The sequence below is a fragment of the Niastella sp. OAS944 genome (genome assembly GCA_024809215.1).
Lineage (GTDB): Bacteria > Bacteroidota > Bacteroidia > Chitinophagales > Chitinophagaceae > Niastella.
Map to the genome: position 1 here is coordinate 667164 of JANUBW010000003.1, position 11638 is coordinate 678801.

General features: G+C 41.0%; 9 protein-coding genes. 7 read left to right on the plus strand and 2 right to left on the minus strand.

The genetic code is table 11. From position 1 onward, the window contains the following. Positions 1-794: 794 nt before the first annotated feature. The 4 genes from cmoA (at position 795) to GGD38_RS17460 (ending at position 4439) form a co-directional block, all read left to right on the plus strand. On the plus strand, positions 795-1523 hold the full coding sequence (cmoA, locus tag GGD38_RS17445; RefSeq protein WP_375297533.1) for a carboxy-S-adenosyl-L-methionine synthase CmoA: 729 nt from the start codon (positions 795-797) through the stop codon (positions 1521-1523). A gap of 16 nt (positions 1524-1539) precedes the next feature. Beyond that, positions 1540-2262: a methyltransferase family protein gene (locus GGD38_RS17450; protein WP_375297534.1), complete on the plus strand. Its 723-nt coding sequence runs from the start codon at positions 1540-1542 to the stop codon at positions 2260-2262. A gap of 233 nt (positions 2263-2495) precedes the next feature. Continuing rightward, on the plus strand, positions 2496-3551 hold the full coding sequence (locus GGD38_RS17455) for a sensor histidine kinase (protein ID WP_375297535.1): 1056 nt from the start codon (positions 2496-2498) through the stop codon (positions 3549-3551). A gap of 105 nt (positions 3552-3656) precedes the next feature. Continuing rightward, the gene (locus GGD38_RS17460) at positions 3657-4439 is read left to right on the plus strand and encodes a LytR/AlgR family response regulator transcription factor (RefSeq protein WP_375297536.1); all 783 of its coding nucleotides are present in this window, start codon (positions 3657-3659) and stop codon (positions 4437-4439) included. A 280-nt stretch (positions 4440-4719) separates the two neighbouring features. On the opposite strand, the gene GGD38_RS17465 is transcribed toward GGD38_RS17460, so the two are convergent. Beyond that, positions 4720-7809, minus strand: coding sequence for a two-component regulator propeller domain-containing protein (locus GGD38_RS17465; RefSeq protein WP_375297537.1), 3090 nt, complete (start codon positions 7807-7809; stop codon positions 4720-4722). A 220-nt stretch (positions 7810-8029) separates the two neighbouring features. On the opposite strand from GGD38_RS17465, the gene GGD38_RS17470 reads away from it, so the two are divergent. Continuing rightward, on the plus strand, positions 8030-9403 hold the full coding sequence (locus tag GGD38_RS17470) for a glycosyltransferase (RefSeq protein WP_375297538.1): 1374 nt from the start codon (positions 8030-8032) through the stop codon (positions 9401-9403). Between the two features lie 14 nt (positions 9404-9417). Continuing rightward, positions 9418-10095: a hemerythrin domain-containing protein gene (locus GGD38_RS17475; RefSeq protein ID WP_375297539.1), complete on the plus strand. Its 678-nt coding sequence runs from the start codon at positions 9418-9420 to the stop codon at positions 10093-10095. Here the strand turns inward: GGD38_RS17475 and GGD38_RS17480 are convergent. After that, a complete protein-coding gene (locus GGD38_RS17480) occupies positions 10002-10538 on the minus strand; it encodes a hypothetical protein (RefSeq protein ID WP_375297540.1) in 537 nt (178 codons plus the stop codon). The genes GGD38_RS17475 and GGD38_RS17480 overlap by 94 nt on opposite strands. A 424-nt stretch (positions 10539-10962) precedes the next feature. On the opposite strand from GGD38_RS17480, the gene GGD38_RS17485 reads away from it, so the two are divergent. After that, positions 10963-11571 carry a fibronectin type III domain-containing protein gene (locus tag GGD38_RS17485; protein ID WP_375297541.1) on the plus strand — a complete coding sequence of 203 codons (609 nt, stop codon included), beginning with the start codon at positions 10963-10965 and terminating at the stop codon, positions 11569-11571. Positions 11572-11638 lie beyond the last annotated feature (67 nt).

Consider the following 11638-nt stretch of genomic DNA (forward strand, 5'->3'; position numbering starts at 1 on the left):
AGCCCTAAATCAAACTAATTGGTCATTAAGTGAATGTATTGCGCGGGAATAGTTTGTCTTGCAAAGGGTTGGGAAGCACTGTACTAAATGAACCTATAACCAGAAGTAAAATGATGGCAGTTGATTGAAATAGGTGGCAAGCAACCAACGTGCATAAGTAAAAATAAGCATATTTCGGGTAATGCAAGAGGTTTTTATAAGTTGGTGCCATAAAAGAAAACCCCGCAAAAAGCGGGGTAATTACTTAATAAGGGATCCTTGGTAAACGTTAGGTTTTTATCATAAGGATTGGACAGGTTTCACAGGTTTGGACTTGGACGGCTTTTCACTTATTGGATTCTGATAGTTTTCAATGGATATGAGACCAGGTATTTCAGTGATGTTGGATATGCGTTAACTGTTAACACCACAAAGATGCTACGGCAATAAAGCATTTCAAATTATTTCACCGTTAAATTCCCCGCCCTTTATATTTAACTTATTTTAATTTATTGGTATACCCTTAGCTCAGTCTTTCCTTCTCCCACACACGCATTTTATTAACCTGAAATCTTTCGTTTATAGGATGATTGGGTTTCGTCTACGCAATTTGCCATTTTGTCTAATTAATGGGACTTTAATGCTGCAACACGGTAGGATTTTCAGCTATTTTTAAGTAAATTGGATACATTCCACCCTCGGAGTCGGTTAATGTTCCTGTTGTAGCGGTATACTGGTATAATTATTTATGACAAAATAGCAATGTTATAAAAATGCTGACGTCTCATTATTAAACCAACTAAGAAACCAGGCCAATGCTAAAGGACGAAGTTTTTAAGGAACAGACACTCAAACCGGCTGATTTTAAATTTAGTAAGAAAGTAGCCGATGTGTTTGACGACATGGTTAGCCGTTCGGTACCATTTTATGCCGAAATGCAAAGAATGATCGCTGAACTTGCTGCAAACCATGCGCTTGACGGTACCAATGTATACGATCTCGGTTGTTCAACCGGAACCTCATTTATATTGATGGATGATACTATCTCTAAGGATGTGCGTTTTGTTGGTATCGACGACTCGGCCGATATGCTTCAAAAGTGCAAAGGAAAGCTCGATGAAGCCGGCATTAGCAGGCCTTATGACCTTGTTGTGGGCGATTTAAATAATGGGGTAGAGATCAAAAACGCTTCCGTGGTGATCCTTTGTTTAACCCTTCAATTTGTACGGCCGCTTTACCGTGAGAAATTGCTTAAAAAGATCGTTGATGGTTTGGTAGATAATGGCGTATTGATCATCGTTGAAAAAATTCTGGCCGAAGAAAGTCAGTTCAACCGCGATTTTATAGACTACTACTATAATTATAAAAGACGGCAGCATTACAGCGAAATGGAGATCTCGCAAAAGCGCGAAGCGCTCGAAAACGTGCTGATCCCTTATAAACTAAGCGAAAACATACTGATGCTGCGCGAAGCCGGGTTTTCGCATTGTGAAATATTTTTCAAATGGTATAACTTCTCAGGCATCGTTGCCGTAAAAAATTAAAAAGCCCTAAATACGAATGATCCCAATCGGTAATTTCTTTTTCCGGTACAGGAACTTTTTGTTTATGTTCCTGTATCTGGCTCTTTTTATTCCCTCTGCTCCATTGTTCTCACCTGAGGTTTTTGGCGTTAACTATTATATGTTGCCTGTAGTACTTGGTTTACTCATTACTGTAAGCGGTCAGCTTATAAGAGGTGCAACTATTGGTTTGGCTTATATTATTCGCGGCGGTAAAGAAGGAAAAGTATATGCAGAAGAACTGGTTACCCGCGGTATTTTTAATCATTGCCGTAACCCTTTGTACGTAGGTAATATTTTAATGTTATGCGGTGTTGGCGTATTGTCGAACTCGCTTTTATATGTAGCCGTGTTTATTCCATTTTTTCTTTTTGTGTACCAGGCCATTGTGCTGGCCGAAGAGAATTTTCTCCGCAACAAGTTCGGCGAACAATACGATCGCTATACAAAAGCTGTTAACCGCTGGGTGCCCAGGTTGAAAGGTATTTCAGCAACATTTAAAAGCATGGAGTTCAAATGGCGCCGCTGGATACTAAAAGAGTACAATACCCAATACATTTGGCTAAGCGGCATCACCCTTATTTTGTTGTTGAAATATCCCCAAATCACCAATGGTGATGTACGGCTGCGCAACATACTACTGGCCATTATACTTCCCCTGTTGGGTTTTGCCTATTTGTTTGTAAGGTATTTGAAGAAGTCGGGGAAGATGAAGGAGTAAAGAGCAATGTGATAATTTGATAATGTGCTAATGTGATAATAAAAAGGCGACAGCTCAATGATAAATTTTTAGGGGTTTCCTGTAAGGGAAGCCTCTTTTTGTTGCTGGCTGCCAATTAACTTTGCAACAAGGACCCGCACAATTAACCTGGCCAATGAACCAATTCATCGGCAAATGTGCCAATTGGTGCTACCCCTGCAAAAACAGTTGTAATTTAATCGTAAATTGATGGCATGGAGGCATTTGCCGGCGACATAAAACCATTAACGTACTCCCGGAAAGAAAGGGTAATTGCATTTATCATATTACCCCCATTTGCCGTTCTATTGAATTTTGCAATATTTGGTAATCAATACTTTTCGTCACCAGGCAGTTTTTTGATCTCAACAGGCATAACCCTCAGCGTTATAGCACTGGTGTATGTTTGCTGCGGCATGGTGGCCTTTAGCTTACGCAACCGCTTTCCCAAATACAGCCAAACCTTCAAACGTATATCCATTGGCCTCATCATTTACATTACCCTAATGGTTACCGCCCTTAGTATATTATTCTGGGGGTACGACTATATTGGTTTCATGGGCTACCAGATAAACCTGAACCGCTATGCCTGGGCGCTGATCGTAGGCGCTTTTTGTAATATTATGGCTACCAGCCTTAACGAAGGCGCCGCCTTTTTTGAACGCTGGCGCGAAGTGGTTGATGAAGCCGAACAATTAAAAAAAGAAAACCTCCAAAGCCAGCTCGAGGGACTAAAAGGCCAGGTAAACCCGCACTTTTTGTTCAATAGCCTCAATTCCCTTTCTTCGCTCATTAGCGATGATCCCGAAAAGGCAGAAAAGTTTCTCGATGAAATGAGTAAGGTGTACCGTTACCTCTTGCGTACCAACGAAGACGGATTAACCACCCTGCAGGCCGAAATGGATTTCATAAACTCATATTTTCATTTGTTGAAAACCCGTTATGGCGACGGGCTCGATATGCAAACTACTATTGAAGAACGCTTTTTGACCTACCTGGTGCCACCGCTAACCCTGCAAATGCTGGTTGAGAATGCAGTGAAACACAACATGATACTGAAAGACAAACCCTTACAGATCATGATCCTTACTACTAATAGTGGCAAACTGATCGTAAGCAATAACCTGCAACGAAAAGACAGAATGGTTTCCTCAAACAAAGTGGGTTTGAGCAACATAGTTAAAAAGTACCGGCTTATGAAGCAGGAAGAGATCAGCGTGCGCGATGATGGAAAAGAGTTCGCGGTCATTGTACCACTTATACACCCTTAGAACGTCAAAAACTACAGTTCATCGCCCTATTTGGCAATTCATGCCTACCCGGTCCACAAAACAGTACCTGATTTGTAATTTGCATCTTCCACAAAAACCACGGACATGAAAGTACTTATTATTGAAGACGAAGAACTGGCAGTAAAAAAACTGCAAAAGACCCTTGCCAGTGTTGATTCCACCGCACAGGTAGTTGGGGTGGCCGATAGCATTCGCAGCTCGGTAAACTGGCTGCAACAAAACCCTTCGCCCGATCTCATATTGATGGATATTGAACTGGCAGACGGCCAAAGCTTCGAGATCTTCGATAAGGTAGACGTTAAAAGCACGGTTATTTTTACCACCTCATACGATGAATATGCCCTGAAAGCATTTAAGGTAAACAGCATTGATTATTTATTAAAACCTATTCAGAAAGAAGACCTGCACGCAGCGCTGGAAAAACTAAAAGGACTGAAATCGCTTTATGGTAACAACAGCGCGCCCACGCCTTCACTCAATGTTGATAACCTGGTAAAAGAGCTGCAACAAAAGTTGCAACCCAAAGAATACCGCAAACGCTTTTTGGTAAAACATGCGCAAAAGTTAGTGAGTGTTGATGTAGAAGAGATCGCTTATTTCTACAGCGATGGCCGCCTGAACTTCTTCAAAACAACCGATAACCGCAAATTTGTGGTTGATTATACTATGGACGATCTGGAAGAAATGCTCGATCCTAATCAATTCTTCCGCATCAGCCGCGCATTTTATGTGGCGGTGAACAGCATCGATCAAATACATGATTATTTTGGCAACCGCTTATTATTGAATTTAAAACCCGCAGTTGATAAAGAGGCTATCGTTAGCAGGGAGAAGGTTACTGATTTTAAGAAGTGGATGGGGAAATGACAAATGTGATAATGTGCAATGTGATAATGTGATAATGTGATAATGAAAGGCAGATTGGTTGACAAGATAGGAAGTTGAAAAGTTGATAGAGGTGATAAAGTTGATAAAGGGTTGAAATGAAAATGAAAACTCTTGAGGGAGAATTTTAAGGTAATGAGTTAGCAGGGCCTGGTGCGAAAGCGAGGATGCAAATTGACATGGACCTAAAAATTCCGGAGGCCCACTCACCATTCACCACTCACGTCAACAAAGTGTTCATTGAAGAACTATGCTTCAAGCATCAACGCAACATCGTTAAAACAACAGTCGTTCCCGTATTAATTTCCGATTTCAACGTGAGTTTGGCATTAATGGTCCCGGCGCGGCGGCGCATTTCGCTCAGTCCTCTCGAAAGTTCCACCAACTCTACATTAAATCCCTTACCATCATCGCGAATACACAATGTGATGGTAGGGTTTTTATATTGCAGGTTCACCTCAATATATTTTGCCTGCGCATGACGGGCAGCATTGTTTACCGCTTCTTTAAAAATACTCAGCATTTCATACCGCGTTTCCATTTTCAACCGCAGATCTTTCGCCTGCTCATCAACCTGAAAAATGATCGACGGCGAATACATACTCTCCATTTCCGCAGCATAATTTTTCATTCTGTCAATGGTATGTTGCAACGAATCATTATCGGGGTTAATGCTCCAAACCATATCATACATTGCCTGCACCATGCGGTTGCTGCTGTCGCTGATCTGGTTTATATATTCTTTCGTTCTACCGGTATCGCTATCAATTTTTGTTTTGGCCAGCTCACTGGTAATATTAATGCTGCTGAGCGAATTGCCCATATCTTCGGTAAGGCTGGTAGCAATACGATTGCGAACGCTTTCGGTAGCTTTAATTTTTTGCATTCGCAATTTGTCGACCCACAGAAAAATACCTACACCTACAAATATGATGAGCCCAAAGAACCACCAGGTTTGCCAGTAACGTGGTTTTACTTTTATTATAAGCGTGGTTATATTTTTTGCCGGCTTTCCATCACCACCTTCTGTTAATGCCTTAAAAGTATAAGTGCCTGTTGGCAAATAGGGGTATACGGCCTGATTGGTAACATCGGCATGTACCCAATCTTTATCAATGCCTTCGAGTTTGTATTTAAGAATTGAATTGCACCCGTATAATAAATACGAAAGCTCAATGGTAATAGAGTTTTCGGTAGGGCCAAGCTCAATGCGTTTCAAATTGAGCAATGAATCAACTGCTACCGGTTTGTTCAGGATCTTAAAACCAGAAATAGAAACATCGGGTAAAGAGTCTGACGCTATAATTTTTTCGGGAGTAAAAGCAATGAAATGATTGCTGCTGCCAAAGACCATACGGCCATTAGGCAAAACAGCCGATGCATTATTAGTGAAGTGATCGTTGGTAATGCCCTCAATGCGATCGAAAAGCATGAACACCCGAAGATAGTTGGGGTTAAGTTTGAACATGCCCGAGCTTAGCGTTACCCAAATATTGCCGCTTCTGTCTTTTTGAATGGCAGCTACCTCATCGGGTAAATTGTAGGGCGTAAGTATTTTCTTAATTGTTTGTTTAACGGGATTGTACATATTTAATCCGCCCCCGCCAATGAAAATGGTGGTATCGTTAAAAATGCAAAACGAAGAAGCATACATGCTTTGCAGCCGTTGCTGCGGCGGACCTTCCATTGTAAAATGCTGAATGGGCCTGCTGCTTCTGGTATCAATAATATAAACGCCATTGGCGCTTGTAGCTACCAGCAGGTTACCGTTTTTGTCGAGGGTAAGCGCATGAATGGTACGATCATCAACTGTTGTTATTTTCTCAACATTCTTTGTGAAATTATATTCCGTTCCGGTTTTGGTGTATTTAAATAAGCCACGGGTATGCGTGCCTATCCACAGGTTGCCATATTTATCCTCGGCAAGTTGCCGCACGGTCGATTTTTCAATTGCCGGAATATCATAATAAACGGCGCTTTGCGTTTGCCGGTTGTATTTGTATAACCCCCCCGGTTGTGTACCCATCCATACTATATTGCTATCATTGCTTTGCAGCATGTTCCATACCGATATGGCATTGTTTTCAACAATACCTTTTATCTTAAGCGGTATGTTGTTAAAAGAAGAGTCGAAACGGTAAATGCCGTTGCCCCAGGCGCCCATCAGAAGGGTGTTATTATTATCGGAAATAAAACTTAAGGGCGGACCTTCACCGGTTTTATGCGTTGCGCGGTTTATGTGGTGAACGTTGGTAAAAAATTCGCGACTGGGATTGAACCTGAACAACCCGTTATTATTGGTAGCTACCCATAGATTTTCTTCCCCATCTTCATACAAATCGTGTACGGTTTCAAAAGCAATGCTTTGATCGTTGGTGTAGCCATTGTGCACCAGTTGAAATTTGTTTTCTTTTTCAAGATAGCTGGCAAAAATTTTTCCGCCCTTTATCCATACCGTACCATTCTTTTGCTCTATCATACCACTGGGTTCGTGGTATTCTTTTATCAGGGGAAAAAAGCTATAGTTTTTTAAAACGGTAGTATTGCTGGCCAGGTTATAACAGTAAAAAGAAGGGCACCCTAATGTAGGCGGCCAGGTAATAAGCCAAAGGCGATGTTTTGAATCGAGCAGCATAGGTCCGCCATAAGTAAGGCGACCAAATTGTTCTATTACCGGTTCGTTTTCCACAGTGTGACCTGCATAACTCAACTTGTTAGTATGGCTGTTGAAAACTACCAGTCCGCTGTCGGTGCCAATATAATATTTACCGGTTTGTGCATCTTCGCAAAAACCAAGTATAGGCCATTTGGGCGGCAATGGTATCAAATGACTGGCCGGAACAAATGTGTTTTCCTTTTCATTATAAACAAGCAATTCTGTTCTAAAACAAAGAAGGTAAATATTGCCGCGACTATCGGTAAAAAATCTTTTATCGGCCTGAAGCGAATTCTTTTTGGTGTAAGCGATGGCTACCGGTTTATACTTAAACTTTCTGGTATCGAAAGTGCCTACATTGCCAGCTGCTGTAATTAACCACAGATTATCTTTTTTATCGCGAAAGAGGTGATTGATGTTGTTATCGGGAATGCTGGCAGAGTCGGAGCTTTTATGACGGAATGTAAGAAAACGGGTACCATCAAACCGTTGTAAGCCTATTACAGAACCTACCCACAAATAACCGGCTTTATCTTGCTGTACGGCTTTTATTTCATGACCAGCCAGTCCTTTATCGGTTGAATAATGTGAAAATGCATATTGCCTTTCATCCTGCGACAGACAAACCAGACTACATACACATAAAAATGCAATGATTAGAAATATACGATGCACAAAAAAGTAATGAATTCTCAAATATAATCTTTTGACCCGCTTAAATGTGGATTTGTAATGATGAATTGTTGATAACGGGGCTGAACCGGTAAAAACCGGTTATGAATTGAAAGGGGCCATGTTCCGGCGGCGGCAGTTCATACAAAATCAATAACAACTCATGCACAGCGGGCCTTTGCGCTGCTTGTCTTTGAACCATTTTTACAGGGTCATTAAACGCTAACAAAGAAAAATTACAACCATGAAACTTATCAAAAGCAACCGGTCGCTGGAAGGAAAGAAGATCTTATTTGCCAACTTTCCGGCCGACGGCCACTTTAACCCGTTAACCGGATTAGCTGTTTACTTACAGCAATCGGGTGCGGATGTGCGATGGTATGGTTCACGGGAGTATACCAATAAAATAAAGAAGCTGGATATACCGCATTATCCTTTTCAAAAGGCGCTTGAGCTTACCGCCAACAATATGGAAGAACTTTTTGCAGAACGAAAAGAAATGAAAGGTGCGCTTAAAAAACTGAATTGGGATATACAAAATATGTTCATTCTGCGGGCAGACGAATATTATACAGATATATTGGATATATACACAGAATTTCCGTTCGATGTGTTGATATGTGATAATGCTTTTACCGCCATTCCTTTTGTTACCGATAAAATGCAAATTCCGGTAGTGGCCATTGGTGTATTGCCGCTTACAGAAACTTCAAAAGACCTGCCGCCCGCGGGTTTGGGAATGACGCCCTCCAACACTTTACCTGGTAAGTTGAAACAATCACTATTACGATTTCTTACCAAACAGGTATTGTTTAAAAGATCGAACAGGTTGCTATATGATATTATGGATAAGTACGGCATGGAGCATCACAACTATTCTGTATTTGATTTAGGTATAAAAAAAGCATCGTTGTTATTGCAAAGCGGAACGCCATCGTTTGAATATAAGCGCAGTGATCTTGGAAAGAACATCAGGTTTATTGGACCGCTGTTACCTTATTCAGGTAAAAAACAACATGTGGCCTGGTTCGATGAGCGATTGATGCAGTATAGAAAAATTGTGTTGATAACACAGGGCACTGTGGAAAAAGATGTGACAAAACTAATTGTTCCCACGCTTGAAGCATTTAAAAATAGCGATACGCTGGTGATATGCACAACGGGTGGTTCGCAAACCAAAGAATTACAGGCGGCTTATCCACAACGCAACTTAATAATTGAAGATTTTATACCCTTTAATGAGGTAATGCCCTACGCCCATGCCTATATAACCAATGGCGGTTATGGTGGTGTTATGTTAGGAATAGAAAATGAACTGCCATTGGTTGTTGCCGGCGTGCATGAAGGTAAAAATGAGATCTGCGCAAGGGTAGGTTATTTTAATTTGGGTATAAACCTTAAAACCGAACGCCCTAACCCCGCGCAGGTGCGCCAGGCTGTTGATAAAGTTACCGGTAATGCCCTGTACAAAAAGAATGTTATTAAGCTTAGCCAGGAGTTTGCGCGTTATAAACCAAATGAACTGGTGGCAAAATATGTGGCCGATTTACTGGAGCCTGCGCAAGAAATTCACAATACAAAATACAAACCTGTTAATAACCTGGTGGCAATACGATAAACAACAATTTACATATGCGTTACAACATTTTTAATCACATTCACAAAGCCCTGCGTGCCCTTTTGTACGAAACAGGCAGCCTTTTACAACAAACCGATTTTACCGATGCCGATGAATCGGAAGTTGCGTTGAAAAAAGTACACGAGATAGCCGACTTATTTGATAAGCATGCATTGCATGAAGATACTTACGTGTTGCCGGCCATAGCAAAGTATGATGCTGCCCTTGTACATTCTTTTGAGCAGGAGCATGAAGAAGATATAGCTATGGCGCAACGGTTAAAGGGTTTATTGAATGCTTTTAACAATGCCGTTTCATCTGCAGAACGTATAGATGCAGGTAATGCCATACATACAGCCTATGTTGAGTTTATGGCATTTAATTTAAGTCATATGGCCCGTGAAGAACGTATACTCAACATTGCCTTATGGAAACATTATACCGATGTGGAGATCATGGATATCAACAACACCATTGTAGCCAATATTCCATTTGCTGAATTACAGGCTACCAGTGTTTATATGATCAGGAGCCTTAATAACGAAGAGATCATTACGTGGTTAAAACATGTGCGTAGCACAGCACCGGAACCGGCTTTTCAAACATTATATATGATTGCAAGCGATGAGTTACCACCCATACGCTGGCAGAAAGTGAAAGGTGCACTTGAAAAACAAATGGCAACTGTGTAACTAAGAAGGGCGGCAAGAAATTGCCGCCTTTTTTGTGGAAAAAGTATCACAGTTATAGCTATCAATAATGCAAAGGTGCCTATCATAAACGCATAGGTAGCTATAAATGACGTAAAGATGCTTATCAATGGCGCATTGATAGCTATCGATAAAGTAACGATGCCTGTCAATGACGCATAAATAGCTTTCGGGAACGTAAAGAAGGCTATAAATAACGCATAGGTTACTATCAATGACGCAAAGATGGCAATCCACAACGCATTGGTAGCTGTCAATGACGCAAAGATGGCCATCAATAACGCATGGATGGCTATAAATGGCGCAAAGATGACCATAATGAATTCAAAAAAAGATGTTTTTTCTACATGAATAACGGCAAAATCTTGACGACCATCAGTATTTGCAAGTGTATTACATGCGCAAAGGGTAACTATTTGCGTCATTTTACAATCATTTAGGGTAGCAAATAGCGTTATAAAATACCGGTATCCGAACAGGACACTAAGTAGTTACCTATAAAAATGTTGCCAAGTGTTGCCAAGTGTTGCCAAAATTTGGAAATCGCCTGGCGGCCACCGTATATTCGAATTGTCAATTGATAGCCGGTATAACAAGTACACAAAGAATTCTAAGACATGTCTGCTAATTAGCAAAGTACTAATCTCCGTTCCGTGAAAACAGAATTGTTGCATTCCGGTTTTTCTGTTTTACTATGATCTTATGGTAGTAGTATAAAGGATCCTGCAGAAGCGCAGGAATCGCAGCCATTCGTGTGCCTTACCTATTCTTTATTGGCCAATTATCTGGTTATGGTCCTGTTTAAGTAGCGCGTTTGAAACCTTTTTTTTCACAGTTTAAATTCATTTTATGAGTCGTATAGTTTTTCCATTTAAGAACAGCCGTGATGCCGAAGTAGCAAAAGCGGCAAACCGCATAATAAGCAACGTAAAAGGCAATTCATTTTTTCCCGATACGTCATTAGTTCAGGAACTTGAAAAAAGAACATCAAAATTTCAGGTTTCAATGAACAATGCTGCAGACGGAAGCAGAACTTTAATAGCGGTTAGAAAAGAAGATCGAAGATCTTTGATCGATATTATGGTTCAGCTGGGCTTTTACGTAATGCAGGTAAGTAACGGAGACCGCGTAAAAATGTTAAGCAGCGGCTTCGATCTGGCTAAAGAAAATGGGGGCGCCAGATTGTTAGCAACCATTCAAAGCATGGTTGTAACAAATGGAAACCCCGGTGAAGCTAATATATTGGTGAACTCGGTAAAAGGCGCCCGCGCATATGTTCATCAGTATTCGGCAGATCCGCCATCGGAAACAACGGTTTGGGTGAGCGAAACAACCGCTCATCGAAAGCACACCATTACTGGGTTGAAACCGTTGGTTACCTATTGGTTCAGGGTAATTGCCATTGGACTAAACGGCCAATCGGTGATCTCTGAAGTTATAAGCAGAGTAATTCTGTAATGCATCATAAGGCAAGAAAGAAGTTTGCCTAACATGAGCATTATAAACGCTAAAAAGTTGACGAGTT